Raw genomic sequence first — 18,043 nt, 5'->3', positions numbered from 1 at the left:
ACCTGGCTCAGGCGGCCTTGGCGCGCAACACTTCCAGCGCCCTGTCGGCGTGCGCGGACATGCGCAGCTCGCTCTTGATCACTTCCAGCACGGTGCGGTCGGTGTCGATGACGAACGTGTGCCGCCGGGTCAGCAGCGGGCCGAACTTCCGCCGCACGCCGAAGAGGGTGGCGACGGCACCGTCCGGATCGGACAGCAGCGGGTAGTCGAAACCGTTGCGGGAGCTGAACTCCTGCTGCTTCTCCACCGCGTCCGGGCTGATCCCGACGCGCTGCGCGCCGACCTCCGCGAACTCCTTGGCCAGATCGCGGAAGTGGCAGCTTTCCGCGGTGCAGCCGGTGGTCATCGCGGCGGGGTAGAAGAACAGCACCACCGGGCCGGACTCCAGCAGCCCGGACAACGAGCGCTGTTCACCGGCGTCGTCGGTGAGCGTGAAATCCGGAACCTTGTCGCCCTTTTTCATACCCGCACCCTCCCGGCGTCGCCATTGATCAACTCGTCCACGTCGTCGCCGCTCACCGAGATCCCGATGAACGGGCCCCGCGCGGCGATCACCCCGTGTTCGGCGAGCCGCGCCGCCTGCTCGTCGGTCAGCACGCCCTCGGCGCCGATGCGCAGCCTCAGCTCGCGGGCCCGGGTGATCAGCTGGTCGAGATGCCGCACGGCGGGCTCGTCGTCGATGTCGTCGATCGCGTCGACCACCGAGCCGCTGAGCACGATGTGCTGCACGTTCAGCTCGTGCCGCGGGATCAGCTCCAGATCCGCGGACCCGCTGACGGTCAGCACCAGCTTCACGCCGATATCGGCCAGCACCGACAGGGACTCCAGCACCTCGCCGCGCGGGTCGAGCAGGGAAGCGCTGTCCGTGCACAGCCGCAGCGCCTTCGCGGGCAGCCCGTGGCGGTCCAGCTGCTCCTTGACCAGCCGCACCAGATCCGGGTCGATGGCCAGCCGGCCGGGCAGCCGCACGCACACGTCGGGCGCGGCGTCACCGTGCTGCTCCCGCCAGCGCGCGCTGGCCTTCAGCGACTCCGCGAGCAACCATTTGCCCAGTGCCATCGTCATTCCGGTGGTGTCGGCGAGCGGGTAGAACTCGGCAGGCTCCAGCTCGCCCAGTTCGCGGTGGCTCCAGCGCAGCCCCGCGTTGACCGCGGCCAGCTTGCGGGACCCGTCGAGCTTCAAGGTGGGCTGGTAGACCAGCGAGAACTCGCCGCTTTCCAGCGCTCCCGCCATCTCCGCACCCAGCCGGTATCTCGTGCGGTCGCGCGCGTCGAGCTCGGGGTCGAACAGCATCCACTGCGCCTTGCCGGCCTCTTTCGCCCGGTGCAAGGCGATTTCGGCGGCGCGCTGCAGGTCCTCGGGGCCGCCGTCGGCCACGTCCCGGACCACGATGCCGGCGCTCGCGCTGATCCCGACCCCGTGGCCGTCGAGGTAGATCGGCTCGGCCAGGTCGGCCAGCGCGTCCTCGACGAGCTTGATCACGTCCCGCGGTTTGAGCTGACCGCGCAGCAGTACCCCGAACCCGTCGCCGGGCAGCCGGGCCACCAGCGCCTCGTACTCGGTGAACGCCGACTCCAGCTTGCGGGCGACGCCACGCAGCACCCGGTCGCCGTACCCGGCGCCGAGCCCGTCGTTGATCACCTTGAACCCGTCGATGTCCAGGTACACCAACGCGACCTGATCCCGCGCGGACGGGTTGAGCGCGCCTTCGAGGAAGGTCTTGAACCGGGATGCGTTGGACAGCCCGGTGAGACTGTCGTGCACGCTCTGCCGGCGCAGCGCCTCCTGCAGGTCGTAGACCTCGTTGGCGTCGCTGACCATCAGCACCGGGTACGTCGCGCCCGGCCGGTCGCCGGGCATGCCGGTGATGGTGACGTCGGCCCAGACCCCGGTGTCGTCGGCGTGCGCGAGCCGCACGCGGTGGGTGAACTGGTCGGCGTCGGTCTCCTCGATCTCCTCCAGCCCGTCGGCGAGCGTGATCTCGTCGCGCCGCTCGAAGCCGAGGCCGGAGATCTCGAGCCCGCGCAGTTCCTCGGGTTTGCGGTCGAGGAACCGGCCGAGCGCCGCGTTCGCCTCGACGATGCGGCCGTCCGGCCCGGCGACCGCGACACCGACCGGCGCGGCGGAAAAGAGCGCGGTGAACCGGCGGGTGGCCGCTTCACGAGCCGCGTCGACCTTGGCCACGGCGTCGCGGGCGACACCGGTCAGGATCTCGGCGAGCTCCCCGGGTGGAAGCGATACCCCATCCGTGTTCGCCAGCTGCGCCGCCCAGCGCTGGACGACCTCCGCCAACCCTGGCGCCCCACCAGGTTCCGGCACGCTTCACCTCATTAACGTACGGACAAAAGCCAGGTCAGCCACCGCAGGAGTACCTTCGGCGCCCCTGCGCTGGGTGTCCGGCCCGGAGTCATGCCACGCCATCACTTCCGGATGGGCACTGTCTACCGGCTGAACGAGTGGTGATCAGTGTAGATGTGGTCACTATTCGTGATGTTTTCGGCTACCGCGCTACAGAGCGGTCAGGTGTACTGGTAACCCATCGACAGGAACGGGCAGGGAGACGTAGTCCCAGCGCATCCGGTACGACCCGGGTACCGACCAGCGGTGCGCGCGCAGCATCTCGTGCAGCACGGCCTTCACCTCGAACATGCCGAAGTGCAGCCCGATGCACTTGTGCGCGCCACCGCCGAACGGCATCCACGCGTACCGGTGCGACTTGTCCTCACGGCGCCCTTCGGCGAAGCGCTCCGGATCGAACTCGTGCGGGTTGCTCCAGTGCCCGGGCGAGAAATGGTTGGTGTTGGGGGAAACGCTGACCAGGGTGCCCTTCGGGATGTAATGCCCGAGCACCTCGGTGTCCCGCACCGCCCGGCGGGGCAGCGACGGGACCGGCGCGGTCAGCCGCAGCGACTCCTTGATCACCAGGTCCAGCGTGCTCAGCCGGTCGAGCTCGGCCAGGCCGGGCAGCCCGTCGCCGAGCGCGAGGGACTCCGCCCTGGCGCGCTCCTGCCACTCCGGGTGCTTGGCCAGGTGGTAGGCGGCGGCGGTGCTGGTGATCGTGGTGGTGTCGTGCGCGGCCATCATCAGGAAGATCATGTGGTTGATGACGTCGGCGTCGCTGAACTGCTCGCCGTCGTCGCCGGTGGCGTGGCACAGCGCGGAAAACAGGTCGTCGCCGGGGGAACTCCGTTTCGCCGGCAGGTTTTCCGCGAAGTAGCGCTCCAGCAACCGCCGGCCCGCGAGGCCCGCGGCCCACCGGCCGCCCGGCACCGGGAACCGCACGATCGCCGTCGCCGCGCGCACCGAGTCGACGAAGGCGCGGTTGATCTTGGCCGCGTCGGGCCCGCTCGGCATGCCCATGAACACCCGCGTGGCCACGTCGAGGGTCAGCCGTTTCAGCGCCCAGTACAACCGCGGCCGGGGTTCGCCGCCCCAAGCCCTGATCCCGTCGCGGAGGACCGGCCCGAACTGGCTCGCGTAGCCGGTGAGCCTGCCGCGGGTGAAGGCCTCCTGCATGATCCGCCGGTGCAGGTGGTGCTCCTCGAAGTCCAGCAGCATCAGCCCGCGGTGGAAGAACTTCTCGATGAAGAACCGCCAGCCCTCTTGCGAGAAGACCTTGTCCTTGTTCACCAGCGCGATCTGGGTGGCTTCCGGCCCGGCGAGCACGACGATCTTCTGCCCGAGCGAGCCCATCCACGACACCGGGCCATAGGTTTCGTAGTGGCGCAACGCGAAATCCACGCCGAAGCGCATCGAATCCAGCGTGTGCCCGATCAGCGGGGCCCCGCCGTCGCCGAGAACCGGGGCCAGGCCGCTGCCCGGCGGCGGGGAGGCAAGCGCTGTCACCGGCCAGCGCTTGCCGAGGATCCGGCGATCCACGGCCCTGGGCAGCGGGATCGACGTGAGGGGCGGAACCCGGTCGCGGATCGTCACGATGCCTCCTTGCAACGGTCCCGTTCAGGTTGCCGCCCCGTACGCCGACTGGCAAGCCCCGTTGTCAGTCCCAGTCGAGGGATCCTCCGGTCCGGTATTCGGTGACCCGGGTTTCGAAGAAGTTCTTCTCCTTCTTCAGGTCCATCGCCTCCGACATCCAGGGGAACGGGTTTTCGGTCTCGCCGAACAGCGGCGCGAGGCCGAGCTGCCGGGCCCGGCGGTCGGTGATGAAGTGCATGTACTGCTCGCACAGCGGCGCCGACAGGCCGAGCATCCCGCGGGGCATGGTGTCGGCCGCATACGCGACCTCCAGCTCGCACGCCTCGGCCAGCATCTCCCGGACTTCTTGCTGGAACGCGGGCGTCCACAGGTGCGGGTTCTCGATCTTGATCTGGTTGACGCAGTCGATGCCGAAGTTCAGGTGGATCGACTCGTCGCGCAGGATGTACTGGTACTGCTCGGCGATCCCGACCATCTTGTTCCGCCGCCCGAGCGAGAGGATCTGCGCGAACCCGGTGTAGAACCACATGCCTTCGAACACCACATAGAACGCCACGAGGTCACGCAGGAAGTCCTGGTCGTGCTGTGCCGCCCCGGCTTCGAGGCCCTGGGTGTACTTCAGGGCCCAGGCGTCCTTCGCGGTGATGGAGGGGACTTCGCGGTACATGTTGAACAGCTCGCCCTCCACCAGGCCGAGGCTTTCGCAGATGTACTGGAAGGTGTGCGTGTGCACGGCCTCCTCGAAGGCCTGGCGCAACAGGTACTGGCGGCATTCCGGGTTCGTGATCCGCTGATACACCGCGAGCACGAGATTGTTGGCCACCAAGGACTCCGCGGTGGCGAAGAACCCGAGATTGCGCTTGAGCATCAGCCGCTCGTCGTCGGTGAGCCCGTCGCGCGACTTCCACAGCGCGATGTCGGCCTGCATCGCGACCTCGGTCGGCATCCAGTGGTTGTTGCAGCCGGCGAGGTACTTGTCCCACGCCCAGTGGTATTTCAGCGGCAGCAGCTGGTTCACGTCGGCGCGGGCGTTGATCATCGCCTTGTCGTCCACGTTCACCCGGGCGGCGCCGGTGTCGATCACGGTCACTGGCAGGCCTCGCAGCCGGGGTCGTCGATCCGGCACGCGGCCGGTTCGGATGCCGGGGCGGGCGCGACGGCGTTGAGCTTGCCATCGGTGCCGCGCAGGGTGGACTTTTCGACGCTCGTCGCGGCGCGGGCGCGCAGGTAGTAGGTCGTCTTGAGGCCCTTGTGCCAGGCATAGCGGTACAGCTCGTCGAGCTTGCGGCCGCTGGGCGCGTCGAGGTAGAGGTTGAGCGACTGCGCCTGGTCGATCCACTTCTGCCGCCGCGACGCCGCGTCCACCAGCCACTTGGCGTCGAGCTCGAACGCGGTGGCGTAGCGGCGCTTGAGGTCGGCGGGCACGCGGTCGATCCGGCCGAGGCTGCCGTCGAAGTACTTCAGGTCCGAGACCATCACCTCGTCCCACAGGCCACGCTCCTTGAGGCTGCGCACCAGATGCGGGTTGACGACGGTGAAGTCGCCGGACATGTTGGACTTCACGAACAGGTTCTGGAACTGCGGCTCGATGGACTGGCCGACCCCGCAGATGTTGGAGATCGTCGCGGTCGGGGCGATCGCCATCACGTTGGAGTTCCGCATCCCCGTCGCGCGCACCCGCTGCCGCAGCGTCTCCCAGTCCAAAGTGGACGAGGTGTCGACGTCGAGCGCGTCGCCCTCGCGTGCTTCGGCGAGCAGGCGGAGTGAGTCGATCGGCAGGATTCCCTGGCTCCACAAGGAACCTTCGAAGGTCTCGTACCGGCCGCGCTCGGCCGCGAGATCGGCCGACGCCGAGATCGCGTAGTAGGACAGGTGCTCCATGCTCACGTCGGCGAAGGTGACAGCCTCGTCGGACGCCAGCGGCAGGCCCAGTTCGAACAGCGCGTCCTGGAAGCCCATCAGCCCCAGGCCGACCGGGCGGTGGCGCAGGTTCGAGCGGCGGGCTTCGGGGATCGTGTAGAAGTTGATGTCGATGACGTTGTCGAGCATCCGGACGGCGGTGCGCACCGTCTTCTCCAGTCGCGCGGTGTCGAGGCCGTCCGCGGTGACGTGCCTGAGCAGGTTCACCGAGCCGAGGTTGCACACCGCGACCTCGTCGGTGCTGGTGTTCAGGGTGATCTCCGTGCACAGGTTCGACGAGTGCACCACGCCGGCGTGCTGTTGCGGCGAGCGCAGGTTGCACGCGTCCTTGAACGTGATCCACGGATGCCCGGTCTCGAAGAGCATCGTCAGCATCCGCCGCCACAGCTCCACGGCACGCAGCCGGCGGAACACCTTGAGCTCACCGCGGTCGGCGGCCGCCTCGTACTCGCGATACCTGGTGGCGAACGCGTTCCCGTAAAAGTCGTGCAGGTCCGGGGTTTCGTCGGGGGAGAACAGGGTCCACCGGCCGTCGGCCTCCACCCGGCGCAGGAACTCGTCGGGCACCCAGTTCGCCGTGTTCATGTCGTGCGTGCGCCGCCGGTCGTCCCCGGTGTTCTTGCGCAGGTCGAGGAACTCCTCGACATCGATGTGCCACGTCTCCAGGTAGGCGCAGGCGGCGCCCTTCCGTTTCCCGCCCTGATTCACCGCCACCGCGGTGTCGTTGGCGATCTTCAGGAACGGGACCACGCCCTGGGACTCGCCGTTGGTGCCCTTGATGTGCGCGCCAAGGCCGCGCACCGGGGTCCAGTCGTTGCCGAGCCCGCCCGAGTACTTCGCCAGCAGCGCGTTGTTCTTGTACGACTGGAAAATCGAGTCCAGCTGATCGTCCACAGTGGTCAGGAAGCACGAAGACAGCTGAGCGCGGGTGGTGCCCGAGTTGAACAATGTCGGTGTGGAGGCCATGAAGTCGAACGACGACAGCAGCTCGTAGAACTCGATCGCCCGGGCCTCGCGATCGTCCTCGCGGAGGGCCAGGCCCATCGCGACGCGCAGGAAGAACGCCTGCGGCAGCTCGAACCGGGTCCCGCCGTGGTGCAGGAAATACCGGTCGTACAAGGTCTGCAGGCCCAGGAACGAGAAGCCGGAATCGCGCTCCGGGCGCAGGGCGGCGCTCACGCGGTCCAGGTCGAACGTCGCCAGCTCGGGGTCGACCATCTGCAGCTCGATTGCGCGGCGCAGATAACCGGCGAAATAGCCGGGATAGTCCAGCTCGGCCTGGCTGGCCTGGCGCGGCTCGCCGGCCAGGTAGCTCAGCGCCTCTGTCCGCAGCTTGTCCAGCAGCAGGCGCGCGGTGACGTAGGAATAGTTCGGTTCCTGCTCCACCAGCGTGCGGGCGGCCATGATCTGCGCCGTGGCCAGCTCTTCGGTGCTGATGCCGGGGTAGACGTTGCGCCTGGTCTCGGCGAGTACGGGCGCGGCTTCGACGTCTTCGATGCCGGCGACCGCTTCGCCGACCACGCGCTCGACGCGGGCCCAGTCGACGTCCGCCGATGACTCCGGCGCCGCGGGCTTCGCTGCTTCGCGGGCCTTGGCGTGCTCCTCGCGGTAGAGGACGTACGCGCGGGCGATCTTGTGGTGACCGCCGCGCATCAGGGCCAGTTCGACCAGATCCTGGATCTGTTCGATGTGCAGCGCGGCGTCGGAACTCGCGTGGCGCAGCAGGGAATTCTCCACCTGCGTGGTCAGCTCCGCGACCACGTGGTGGATGCGCGAGGACGCGGCGGCGCTGTCCCCTTCGACCGCGAGGAAGGCCTTGGTCAAGGCGACCGAGATCTTGTTCGCGTCGAAGGGGGACACGCTGCCGTCGCGCCGGATGACCTGCACGGCGGTGCGCACCCGTGCGGTGGTGTCCAGGGACATGAGCCTCTCCAAAAATGGGTGTGTTTCATCGGCACGCCGACCCGCGGACGACGTGCTCAGGACAAGGCACCACCGGGGCGCCGGCTCTCGCGGCGCTGGGGGTTCCCGGTGATCCAGAGACTACATGTAGGGGTTGTGGTGTGCACGTACCCCAATATGATGGCGTGTCCGTGCGTCGTGCTAGTCAGTCCACGGCAGGAACGAGGGCAGGTCGCGGTCCACCCGCAGCGGGAATCCGGGCGAGCGCTTCTGCAGGAACGACGCGACGCCTTCGACAGCGTCGCTGTGCGTGGGCAGCAGTGCGGTGAGCCGGGAGTCCAGCTCGTGCGCGGGGTAGGGGGAGTCGGCGGAGGCCAGGTGGTACAGCAGTTGCCGGGTCACCGCGACCGACCCCGGCGACGTCGTCGCGGCGATCTCCCGCGCCAGCTCGTACGCCTTGTCCAGCACCTCGCCCGGCTCATGCACCTGGTGCACGAGTCCGGCCGATTTCGCTTCCTCCGCACCGAAAATCCGGCCGCTGATCATCCAGTCCAGCGCCCGGCCCATGCCCACCAGGCGGGGCAGGTACCACGCCGAGCCGCCTTCGGGGAACATGCCGCGGCGGGTGAAGACGAGACCGAACTTGGCGTCCGTGGCGGCGAGCCGGTAGTCCGCCAAGAGGGTGATGGTCAGGCCCGCGCCGACGGCTGCCCCGCGGATCGCGGCGATCACCGGCTTGTTCATCTCGTGGATCCGCTTCGAACACCGGCCGGCGGGCTCCTGCCAGGCGGACTCGCCGAGGTCGAACCCGCCGCCCTGGGTCAGGCCGGCACCCGCGCGGAAGTGCTCGCCCGCGCCGGTGAACACGACCACGCGCACGTCCTCGTCCTCGTCCTCGTCCGCGCGCCCGAACGCGTCGGCGAGTTCGTCGGACATCCGGACGGTGTAACCGTTTCGGGCCTCGGGGCGGTCGAGGGTGATGGTGGCGTTGCGGTCGCCGGCGGCGTAGGTGATCTCGGCGTAGTCCAACGCTCCTCCTTCAAAACAATCAAGCGTGCTTGATTTTTCTCGGCGGCGGTGTCACCCTCGCTGTGAAGCGCGAGGAGGCGGATGCAGTGGTGGATCTGGGACCGATCCTGGGTGATCTCGCGGCGGAAAGCCAGTCGCTGGACGAAGTCGTCGCCCGGCCGGAGGTCAGCTGGGAGACGCCGACCCCGGCGGAGGGCTGGGCGATCCGGCACCAGATCGCGCACCTGGCCTGGACCGATGCCAAGTCGCTGATGTCCGTGCGCACGCCGGACAAGTTCCCGGACGAGGTGAAGGCCGCGCTGCTCGCGGGCGAAGACTACGTCGGCCAGGGCGCGCTGGAGGAAGCCGAGAAGCCGCGCGATCAGCTGCTCGCGGAATGGCGGGCCGGCCGGGCGGCATTGGCGGAGGCGCTGGCCGAAGCGCCCGCCGGCGCGAAATTCCCTTGGTACGGCCCGCCGATGAGCGCCGCCTCGATGGTCACCGCGCGGCTCATGGAAACGTGGGCGCACGCGCAGGACGTGTTCGACGCGCTCAAGCTCGACCGCGAGCCGTCGCCCGGTATCCGGCACATCGCGCGGTTCGGGGTGCGCACCCGCGACTTCGCGTTCGCCGTGCATTCGCTGGCACCGCCGGTCGAGGAGTTCCGCGTCGAACTGCGCGCGCCGGACGGTGAGCTGTGGACCTACGGGCCTGAGGACGCCGCCCAGCGGGTCACCGGCAGTGCGCTCGATTTCTGTTACCTGGTAACGCAACGCCGTCATCCGGCCGACACCGATCTCGCCGCGCGGGGCGTGGACGCGGAGAAATGGCTGGAGATCGCACAGGCCTTCGCCGGCCCGCCCGGCAATGGCCGGAAGGCGGGCCAGTTCGCATGACCCTGCGTATCGGCAACGCCTCGGGCTTCTACGGCGACCGGTTCTCGGCCGTGCGCGAGATGCTCACCGGCGGCCCGCTCGACGTGCTCACCGGCGACTACCTCGCCGAGCTGACCATGCTCATCCTCGGCCGGGACCGGCTCAAGGACCCCGATCGCGGCTACGCCAAGACCTTCCTCCGCCAGCTGGTGGAAAACCTGGCACTGGCCAAGGAAAAGGGCGTCAAGATCGTCACCAACGCGGGCGGGCTCAACCCGGCGGGCCTCGCGGCCGCGATCCGCGAACTGGCGGGGCGGCTCGGGCTCGAGATCTCGGTCGCCCACGTCGAGGGCGACGACCTCCTGTCGCGTGTGGACGAACTCGGGCTCGGGAAACCGACCGAGTGCCCGCACGCAGCGGACGCGGCGCAGGAGCGACCGCGGGGAGGACCGACCGGGTGCGGGTGTCCCGCGAGGCCACTGACCGCCAACGCCTATCTCGGCGCCTGGGGCATCGTGGAATGCCTGAACTCGGGCGCCGACGTGGTCGTGACCGGGCGCGTTACGGACGCTTCGCTGGTGGTCGGTCCGGCGGCGGCGCATTACGGCTGGGCCCGCGACGACTACGACGCGCTGGCCGGGGCGGTAGCCGCGGGCCACGTGATCGAGTGCGGGGCGCAGGCCACCGGCGGCAACTACGCGTTCTTCACCGAGCACCGGCTGGGCGTGCCCGGCTTCCCGATCGCCGAGATCGAGGCGGACGGGTCGAGCGTGATCACCAAGCACGACGGGACCGGGGGAGTGGTCGACGTCGGCACGGTCACCGCGCAGCTGCTGTATGAGATCACCGGCGCGCGCTACGCGGGGCCCGACGTCACCACGCGGTTCGACACGATTACCCTGGCGCAGGACGGCCCGGACCGGGTGCGGATCAGCGGCACCCAGGGCGAACCGCCGCCACCGTCGCTGAAGGTGTGCCTGAACCGGCTCGGCGGATTCCGCAACGAGACGACGTTCGTGCTGACCGGCCTGGACATCGAGGCCAAGGCGGCGTTCGTGCGTGAACAGCTGGAAGCCTCGCTCAAGGACAAGCCGCCGGCCGAGATCCGCTGGACGCTCGCGCGGACCGACCACGAGGACGCGGACACCGAGGAACGCGCCAGCGCGCTGCTGCACTGCGCGGTCAAGGACGCGGACCCGAAAATCGCCGGGCGCGCGTTCAGCAGTGCGGGGATCGAGCTGGCGCTGGCGAGCTACCCCGGTTTCCACGTCACCGCACCGCCTTCGGACGCTTCACCGTTCGGCGTGTACTCGGCGTCCTATGTGGACGTAGGTGCGGTGCCGCATGTCGCGGTGCTGGCGGATGGCGTCCGGGTGGATGTCGCGCCCGCGACCGAGACCCGCGAACTGTCCGATGTGGATGAACCAGTGCTGCCGGAACCGTTCACCGGCAACGCGAAGCGAGTTCCGCTGGGCCGGATCGCCGGTGCCAGGAGCGGCGACAAGGGTGGTGACGCGAACCTCGGCGTGTGGGCGCGTACCGACGGGGCGTGGCGCTGGCTGGCGAACACCCTGACCGTCGAGGAGTTCCGGCGGTTGCTGCCCGAGACAGCCACGCTCCCGGTGCGCCGGCACGTCCTGCCCAACCTGCGGGCACTGAACTTCGTGGTCACCGGCCTGCTCGGCGACGGGGTCGCGTCGCAGGCGCGGTTCGACCCGCAGGCCAAGGCGTTCGGCGAATGGCTGCGCGCGCGGTACGTCGATGTTCCGGAGGCGCTGTTATGAGGACTGCTTGCGGGTCCGAATCGTTGGCGCCGTGCCTGGCCGGCGTGATGGCACAGTCGTGGCTTGTCGCGTCCGAAGAGGAGGCCGCATGAGTGAGACGCCGGAACGGGCCGCGCTGCGCAAGACCGTGCGGCGGTTCGTCGCGGCCGAGGTGCTGCCCCATCTCGACGAGTGGGAGCGGGCCGGGGAGCTGCCCCGGGACCTGCACCGCAAGGCCGGGGAGATCGGCCTGCTCGGCGTGTCCTTCCCGGAAAGCGCGGGTGGCGGCGGGGGTGATTACCTCGACGCGCTCACGGTTGCCGAGGAGATCCTGTACGCCGGTGGGTCCGGCGGGCTCATCGCGTCGCTGCTGACGAACGGGATCGCGCTGCCGCACATCGTCGCGGCCGGGGACGAGGCGCAGATCGAACGCTGGGTGCGGCCGACGCTGGAAGGCAGGCTGATCGGCTCGCTCGCCATCACCGAACCCGGCGGCGGCTCCGACGTCGCGGGCATCCGCACCACCGCGCGCCGCGAAGGCGACCATTACGTCGTCAACGGCGCCAAGACGTTCATCACCTCCGGCTGCCGGGCCGATTTCGTCACCACCGCGGTGCGCACCGGCGGGCCGGGCGCGCACGGCATCTCGCTGCTCGTGGTCGAGCGCGGCACCCCCGGGTTCACGGTGAGCCGCAAGCTGGAGAAGATGGGCTGGCACTGTTCCGACACCGCTGAACTGTCCTATGTGGATGCCGAGGTGCCGGTGGAGAATCTCGTCGGCGCGGAGAACAGCGGGTTCGTCCAGATCGCCACCCACTTCGTCGCCGAGCGGGTTTCCCTTGCGGTGCAGGCCTATGCCACCGCGCAACGCGCGCTGGATCTGACGCTGGACTGGTGCAGGCTGCGCGAGACCTTCGGCAGGCCGCTGATCTCCCGGCAGGTCGTGCAGCACAAGCTGGTGGACATGGCGCGCCGGGTCGACCTCGCCCGTGTCTACACCCGGCACGTCGCCGGACGGTTCGTCGCGGGCGACGACTGCATCGCCGAAGCCTGCTTCGCCAAGAACAGCGCCGTCGAAGCGGCCGAATGGGTGGTGAACGAAGCGGTGCAGCTGCACGGCGGGCTGGGCTACATGAGCGAGTCCGAGGTGGAACGGCACTACCGCGACGTGCGCATCCTCGGTATCGGCGGCGGCACCACCGAGATCCTGACCAACTTGGCCGCGAAACGATTGGGGTACACGGGTTGAGCGTCATCCGGTCCACTGTGGACGTCGCGGGCGAGGAGTACGCCGCCAACCGCGGCGCGATGCTGGCCAAGCTCGCCGAGCTGGCCGCCGAGCACGAGAAGGTGATCGCGGGCGGCGGCGAGAAGTACGTCGCACGGCACCGCAAGCGTGGCAAACTGCCGGCCAGGGAACGGGTCGAGCTGCTGCTGGACGAGGACTCCCCGTTCCTGGAGCTGTCGTCGCTGGCCGCCTGGGGCACGAACTACCAGGTCGGAGGGAGCCTGGTCGCCGGGATCGGCTGGGTCGAGGGCGTCGAGTGCATGATCATCGCCAACGACCCGACCGTGAAGGGCGGCGCGACCAACCCCTCGGGGCTGAAGAAGGGCCTGCGCGCGGCGGAGATCGCGGCGCAGAACCGGCTGCCGACGATCAACCTCGTCGAGTCCGGCGGCGCGGATCTGCCCACGCAGAAGGAGATCTTCATCCCCGGCGGGCGCAGCTTCCGCAACCTGACCAACGCCTCGGCCGCGCGGATCCCCACGATCGCGCTGGTGTTCGGCAACTCGACGGCGGGCGGGGCGTATCTGCCGGGCATGTCCGACTACGTGGTGATGGTGAAGGAACGGGCGAAGGTGTTCCTCGGCGGGCCGCCGCTGGTCAAGATGGCCACCGGCGAGGAGTCCGACGACGAGTCGCTGGGCGGTGCCGAGATGCACGCCCGCAAGTCCGGCCTCGCCGACTTCCTCGCCACCGACGAGCACGACGCCATCCGGATCGGCCGCGGCATCGTCAAACGGCTCAACTGGCACAAACTCGGCCCCGCGCCGAAGCCCGACTACGACGAACCGCGCTACGACGCCGAGGAACTCGCCGGGATCGTACCGGGCGACCTCAAGGTGCCCTTCGACCCGCGCGAGGTGATCGCGCGGGTGGTGGACGGTTCGGACTTCGACGAGTTCAAGCCGCTCTACGGGCCCAGCCTCGTGACGGGCTGGGCGGACCTGCACGGCTATCCGGTCGGGATCCTCGCCAACGCCCAGGGGGTGTTGTTCAGTGAGGAGTCGCAGAAGGCCACCCAGTTCATCCAGCTGGCCAACCAGAGCGACACCCCGCTGATCTTCCTGCACAACACCACCGGCTACATGGTGGGCAAGGAGTACGAGCAGGCCGGGATCATCAAGCACGGCGCGATGATGATCAACGCGGTGTCCAACTCGAAGGTGCCGCACCTCTCGGTGCTCATGGGCGCCTCCTACGGCGCCGGGCACTACGGCATGTGCGGGCGGGCCTACGACCCGCGGTTCCTGTTCGCCTGGCCCAGCGCGAAATCGGCGGTGATGGGGCCGCAGCAGCTGGCCGGGGTGCTCTCGATCGTCGCGCGTGCGTCCGCCGCCGGTCGTGGCCAGGACTATGACGAAGAAGGCGACAAGGCCATGCGCGCGATGGTGGAGCAGCAGATCGAGGCCGAGTCGATGCCGATGTTCCTGTCCGGGATGCTCTACGACGACGGGATCATCGACCCGCGCGACACCAGGACCGTGCTCGGGCTGAGCCTGTCCGCGATCCACAATGGACCAGTCAGGGGCGCCGACGGCTTCGGCGTCTTCCGGATGTGAGGGCGATGATCACCAGCATTCTGGTCGCGAACCGGGGCGAGATCGCCCGCCGCGTCTTCCGCACCTGCGCGGAACTCGGCATCGGCCGGGCGGCCGTGTTCTCCGACGCCGACGCCGGTTCCCCGCACGCCGCCGAATCCGACGCCGCCGTCCGGCTGCCCGGCGACGCTCCGTCGGACACTTATCTGCGCGCGGATCTGCTGATCGGCGCGGCGAAGGCGGCCGGCGCGGACGCCGTGCACCCCGGCTACGGCTTCCTTTCCGAGAACGCGTCCTTCGCGCAGGCGGTGCTCGATGCCGGGCTGACGTGGATCGGGCCGCCACCGGCCGCGATCGCGTCGATGGGGTCCAAAGTGGAGGCCAAGCGGATCATGGCCGCCGCCGGGGTCCCCGTGCTGAGCGAGCTGGACCCGTCCGCGGTGACCGAGGCCGAGCTCCCGGTGCTGATCAAGGCTTCCGCCGGCGGCGGTGGGCGCGGGATGCGCGTCGTCCGCGAGCTGAGTGAGCTGGCTGAGGCCGTCGAGAGCGCCGGCGCCGAGGCGGCTTCGGCGTTCGGCGACGCGACGGTGTTCTGCGAGCGCTACCTGGAGACCGGGCGGCACATCGAGGTGCAGATCCTGGCCGACGAGCACGGTACCGTGTGGACGGTCGGCGAGCGCGAGTGCTCCCTCCAGCGCCGCCACCAGAAGGTGATCGAGGAGGCACCGTCGCCGTTGGTCGGCGACGCGATGCGCGCGGAGCTGTTCGACGCGGCGGCCAAGGCAGCGAAGGCGATCGGCTACGTCGGCGCGGGCACCGTCGAGTTCCTGGCCACCGCGGACGGGGAGTTCTTCTTCCTGGAGATGAACACCCGGCTGCAGGTGGAGCATCCGGTGACCGAGCTGGTCTTCGGGCTGGACCTGGTCGCGCTGCAGATCCGCGTCGCCGAGGGGTACCGGCTGCCGCCGGAGCCGCCCGAGGCTTCCGGGCACGCGATCGAGGTCCGGCTCTATGCCGAGGATCCGGCCGCGGGATGGCAGCCGCAGACCGGCACGCTGCACCGTTTCCACGTGCCCGGCGACGTCCGGGTGGACAGCGGCGTGGCCGACGGATCGGTGATCGGCGTGCACTACGACCCGATGCTGGCGAAGGTGATCGCGTGGGCCCCGGACCGGGCCGAGGCGGCGCGCAAGCTTGCCGCCGCGCTCGCCGCCGCCCGGGTCCACGGCGTGCGCACGAACCGTGATCTGCTGGTCAATGTGTTGCGGCACAAGGATTTCCTCGCCGGGGACATCGACACCGCGTTCTTCGACCGGCACGGCCTGGACACGTTGTCCGCGCCACTGGGCGACGAACGGCTCGCGGCGGTGGCCGCCGCGTTCGCCGACGCCGCGGCCAACCGGGCCGGGAAGCGCTTTCCGGCGGGCTGGCGGAATGTGCCTTCGGTTCCGCAGCGCAAGCGCTACACGATGGGTGACGACGAGTATGAGATCGCCTACCGCGACGGTAAAGTCGTGGGCGAGGACATCATGGTGGTCGCGGCCACCCCAGAGCAAGTCGTGCTCGCCGTCGCCGGTGTGCGGCGGACCTTCGATGTAGCGCGCTATCCCGGGCTGGTGTGTGTCGGACCGGTGTCGCTGACACCGGTCCCGCGGTTCACCGAACCGGGCCAGGCGCTCGCCGCCGGATCGCTGGTGGCGCCGATGCCGGGCACCGTGCTGCGGGTCGCGGTCGAGGCCGGTGCGTCCGTCGCGGCCGGGGATCCCCTGCTGTGGCTGGAAGCCATGAAGATGGAACACAAGATCACCGCACCCGCCGACGGCGTGGTCGCGGAACTGCCCGTGTCCGTGGGACAACAGGTCGAGGTCGGCGCCGTGCTCGCCGTTGTGACGTCGAAGGAGTAGTCAGTGAGCTTCACCGAATCCGAGGAACGGCAGGCCCTGCGCAAGGCAGTGGCCGATCTGGGCCGCAGCTACGGCCACGAGTGGTACACCAAACTCGCCCGCGGCGGCGGGCACACCACCGACCTGTGGAACGAGGCGGGGCGGCTGGGTTACCTCGGCGTCGCGGTGCCGGAGGAGTACGGCGGCGGCGGGGCCGGGATCGGTGACCTCGCCGCGGTCTGCGAGGAGCTGTGCGCCGCGGGCACGCCGATGCTGCTGATGGTGGTCTCCCCGGCGATCTGCGCCACCGTGATCGCCCGCTACGGCACCGGCGAGCAGAAGTCCCGGTGGCTGCCGAAATTCGCGACCGGCGAGGTGCGGATGGCGTTCGCCATCACCGAACCCGACGCGGGCTCGAACTCACACCGCCTCACCACCACCGCGAGCCGTGACGGCGGCGACTGGATCCTCAACGGCCGCAAGGTGTTCATCTCCGGGGTCGACGAGGCCGACGCGGTGCTCGTCGTCGGCCGCACCGAGGACGCGAAGACGGGCAAGCTCAAGCCCGCGCTGTTCATCGTGCCCACCGACACCCCCGGCTTCGAGTACAAGAAGATCGAGATGGACCTCGTCTCGGCCGACAGCCAGTTCCAGCTGTTCCTCGACGACGTGCGGCTGCCGCACGACGCCCTGGTCGGCTCGGAGGACGCGGCGCTGGCGCAGCTGTTCGCCGGGCTTAACCCGGAACGCATCATGGGCGCGTCCTTCTCCATCGGCATCGCCCGCTACGCGCTGGAGAAGGGCGTGGCCTACGCCAAGGAACGCTCGGTGTGGAAGGTGCCCATCGGCAGCCACCAGGGCCTCGCGCACCCGCTGGCGCAGGTCAAGATCGAGCTGGAACTGGCGAAGCTGATGACGCAGAAGGCCGCCGCGCTCTACGACGGCGGTGACGACTTCGGCGCGGGCGAGGCCGCGAACATGGCCAAGTACGCGGCGGCGGAGGCGGCGATCAAGTCCGTGGACACCGCGGTGCAGGTGCACGGCGGCAACGGGATGGCCTCGGAGTACGGTCTGGGTTCGCTGCTCGGCGCCGTGCGGGTGGGGCGGATCGCGCCGGTCAGCCGCGAGATGGTGCTCAACTTCGTGGCCCAGCACAGCCTTGGCCTTCCCAAGTCCTATTAGGAGTATCGATGAACGGGCTTTGCGGGCCGGTGCAAGCCGTTCGCCCACCGCAGGCGGCTCCGCGCTTCGAAAAGCAACCCAGGAGCGTGTCGACATGAGGTTGTCCGGTAAGACGATCATCATGTCCGGCGGCAGCCGCGGCATCGGCGAGGCTATCGCGGTGCGCGCGGCGCGGGACGGGGCGAACGTCGCGCTGCTGGCGAAAACCTCGGAGCCGCACCCGAAGCTGCCGGGCACGATCCATACCGCGGCCAGGGCGGTCGAGGACGCGGGCGGCCAGGCCCTGCCCATCGTGTGCGACGTGCGCGAGGACGACGCGGTCGCCGACGCCGTCGAGCGTACGGTGCGGCGGTTCGGCGGGATCGACATCGTGGTGAACAACGCCAGCGCCATCGACCTCACCCCGACCGAAGCGGTCAGCATGAAGCGCTACGACCTGATGCAGGACATCAACGCGCGCGGCTCGTTCCTGCTCTCGAAGCTGGCGATCCCGCACCTGCGCAAGGCAGCCAACGCGCACATCCTCACCCTGTCGCCGCCGATCAGCCTCGAGGAGAAGTGGTTTGAGGCCGGGCATCTGGCGTACAGCATCGCCAAGTACTCGATGAGCCTGGTGACCGTCGGGCTGTCCGCGGAACTGCGGGCGCACGGCATCGCGGCGAACTCGCTGTGGCCGCGCACCACCATCGACACCGCGGCCGTGCGGAACGTGATCGGGGCCGAGGTGGCCCAGCGCAGCCGGAAGCCGGAGATC

Annotated in this window: 13 protein-coding genes; 7 read left to right on the top strand and 6 right to left on the bottom strand. The window is 69.3% G+C overall.

What is annotated here, in order from left to right; genetic code table 11:
• Positions 1-7 precede the first annotated feature (7 nt).
• The 6 genes from VHD82_RS10025 to VHD82_RS10000 all read right to left on the bottom strand — a co-directional run bounded on the left by VHD82_RS10025 (position 8) and on the right by VHD82_RS10000 (position 8,784).
• A complete protein-coding gene (locus VHD82_RS10025; RefSeq protein WP_325700060.1) occupies positions 8-463 on the bottom strand; it encodes a peroxiredoxin in 456 nt (151 codons plus the stop codon).
• Entirely contained in the window at positions 460-2,319 is a 1,860-nt protein-coding gene (locus tag VHD82_RS10020) for a diguanylate cyclase domain-containing protein (RefSeq protein ID WP_325700057.1), read from the bottom strand. Before VHD82_RS10020 ends, VHD82_RS10025 begins: the two co-directional genes overlap by 4 nt.
• A 189-nt stretch (positions 2,320-2,508) precedes the next feature.
• Positions 2,509-3,933, bottom strand: a complete 1,425-nt coding sequence (locus VHD82_RS10015; RefSeq protein ID WP_325700054.1) for a cytochrome P450 — start codon at positions 3,931-3,933, stop codon at positions 2,509-2,511.
• 64 nt (positions 3,934-3,997) lie between these two features.
• Positions 3,998-5,023: a ribonucleotide-diphosphate reductase subunit beta gene (locus tag VHD82_RS10010; RefSeq protein WP_325700051.1), complete on the bottom strand. Its 1,026-nt coding sequence runs from the start codon at positions 5,021-5,023 to the stop codon at positions 3,998-4,000.
• On the bottom strand, positions 5,020-7,776 hold the full coding sequence (locus VHD82_RS10005; RefSeq protein WP_325700048.1) for a ribonucleoside-diphosphate reductase subunit alpha: 2,757 nt from the start codon (positions 7,774-7,776) through the stop codon (positions 5,020-5,022). The genes VHD82_RS10010 and VHD82_RS10005 overlap by 4 nt, the downstream gene beginning before the upstream one ends.
• 180 nt (positions 7,777-7,956) lie before the next feature.
• Positions 7,957-8,784 carry an enoyl-CoA hydratase-related protein gene (locus VHD82_RS10000; RefSeq protein ID WP_325700045.1) on the bottom strand — a complete coding sequence of 276 codons (828 nt, stop codon included), beginning with the start codon at positions 8,782-8,784 and terminating at the stop codon, positions 7,957-7,959.
• An 86-nt stretch (positions 8,785-8,870) separates the two neighbouring features.
• Between VHD82_RS10000 and VHD82_RS09995 the strand changes: the two genes are divergently transcribed.
• The 7 genes from VHD82_RS09995 to VHD82_RS09965 form a co-directional block, all read left to right on the top strand.
• Positions 8,871-9,659, top strand: coding sequence for a TIGR03084 family metal-binding protein (locus tag VHD82_RS09995; protein WP_325700042.1), 789 nt, complete (start codon positions 8,871-8,873; stop codon positions 9,657-9,659).
• Positions 9,656-11,422, top strand: a complete 1,767-nt coding sequence (locus tag VHD82_RS09990; RefSeq protein ID WP_325700039.1) for an acyclic terpene utilization AtuA family protein — start codon at positions 9,656-9,658, stop codon at positions 11,420-11,422. The genes VHD82_RS09995 and VHD82_RS09990 overlap by 4 nt, the downstream gene beginning before the upstream one ends.
• An 88-nt stretch (positions 11,423-11,510) precedes the next feature.
• Positions 11,511-12,650 carry an acyl-CoA dehydrogenase family protein gene (locus VHD82_RS09985; RefSeq protein WP_325700036.1) on the top strand — a complete coding sequence of 380 codons (1,140 nt, stop codon included), beginning with the start codon at positions 11,511-11,513 and terminating at the stop codon, positions 12,648-12,650.
• On the top strand, positions 12,647-14,245 hold the full coding sequence (locus tag VHD82_RS09980) for an acyl-CoA carboxylase subunit beta (RefSeq protein ID WP_325700032.1): 1,599 nt from the start codon (positions 12,647-12,649) through the stop codon (positions 14,243-14,245). The genes VHD82_RS09985 and VHD82_RS09980 overlap by 4 nt, the downstream gene beginning before the upstream one ends.
• 5 nt (positions 14,246-14,250) lie before the next feature.
• On the top strand, positions 14,251-16,128 hold the full coding sequence (locus VHD82_RS09975; protein ID WP_325700029.1) for an acetyl/propionyl/methylcrotonyl-CoA carboxylase subunit alpha: 1,878 nt from the start codon (positions 14,251-14,253) through the stop codon (positions 16,126-16,128).
• 3 nt (positions 16,129-16,131) lie between these two features.
• Positions 16,132-17,289, top strand: coding sequence for an acyl-CoA dehydrogenase family protein (locus VHD82_RS09970; protein WP_325700026.1), 1,158 nt, complete (start codon positions 16,132-16,134; stop codon positions 17,287-17,289).
• Between the two features lie 94 nt (positions 17,290-17,383).
• Positions 17,384-18,043: SDR family oxidoreductase (locus tag VHD82_RS09965; protein WP_325700023.1), on the top strand; the 660-nt coding region annotated here is incomplete at its 3' end.

Source organism: Amycolatopsis sp. (genome assembly GCF_035546795.1).
Classification (GTDB): Bacteria; Actinomycetota; Actinomycetes; order Mycobacteriales; family Pseudonocardiaceae; genus Amycolatopsis_E.
Note: the sequence above shows the minus strand (reverse complement) of the source record. Positions and strands in the feature narration are given on the sequence as shown.

Coding starts and splice junctions, on each gene's coding strand:
- VHD82_RS10025 (WP_325700060.1), bottom strand. CDS start 463: ATGAAAAAGGGCGACAAGGTTCCGGATTTCACGCTCACCGACGACGCC.
- VHD82_RS10005 (WP_325700048.1), bottom strand. CDS start 7,776: ATGTCCCTGGACACCACCGCACGGGTGCGCACCGCCGTGCAGGTCATC.
- VHD82_RS09990 (WP_325700039.1), top strand. CDS start 9,656: ATGACCCTGCGTATCGGCAACGCCTCGGGCTTCTACGGCGACCGGTTC.
- VHD82_RS09985 (WP_325700036.1), top strand. CDS start 11,511: ATGAGTGAGACGCCGGAACGGGCCGCGCTGCGCAAGACCGTGCGGCGG.
- VHD82_RS09975 (WP_325700029.1), top strand. CDS start 14,251: ATGATCACCAGCATTCTGGTCGCGAACCGGGGCGAGATCGCCCGCCGC.